Here is a 373-nt window from a genome sequence, read left to right on the forward strand (position 1 = left end):
GCGGTTCGATCCCGCTAGTCTCCACCATTTAAATCATTTACAAACTATATAACGGCGGTGTAGCTCAGCTGGCTAGAGCGTACGGTTCATACCCGTGAGGTCGGGGGTTCGATCCCCTCCACCGCCACTAATTATTAGTTGTAGAATTAAAATTTGGACCTTTAGCTCAGTTGGTTAGAGCTAACGGCTCATAACCGTTCGGTCGCAGGTTCGAGTCCTGCAAGGTCCATATATTTTTGGAGGAATACCCAAGTCCGGCTGAAGGGATCGGTCTTGAAAACCGACAGGGCCTTAACGGGCCGCGGGGGTTCGAATCCCTCTTCCTCCGCCATTTGTATTATCGCGGGATGGAGCAGTTCGGTAGCTCGTCGGG

At 51.7% G+C, this 373-nt stretch carries 3 tRNA genes; all 3 read left to right on the top strand.

The features are described 5' to 3' along the window. The first annotated feature begins 53 nt into the window (after positions 1–53). The 3 genes from HMPREF3046_RS06195 to HMPREF3046_RS06205 all read left to right on the top strand — a co-directional run bounded on the left by HMPREF3046_RS06195 (position 54) and on the right by HMPREF3046_RS06205 (position 331). Positions 54–127 (top strand) — tRNA-Met (locus HMPREF3046_RS06195). Positions 128–155: 28 nt separating this feature from the next. Then, positions 156–229, top strand: a tRNA-Ile gene (locus tag HMPREF3046_RS06200). Positions 230–238: 9 nt separating this feature from the next. Next, positions 239–331, top strand: a tRNA-Ser gene (locus tag HMPREF3046_RS06205). Positions 332–373 lie beyond the last annotated feature (42 nt).

Origin of the sequence: Staphylococcus sp. HMSC070D05 (assembly GCF_001815595.1) — a bacterium.
Taxonomy (GTDB): domain Bacteria; phylum Bacillota; class Bacilli; order Staphylococcales; family Staphylococcaceae; genus Staphylococcus; species Staphylococcus hominis.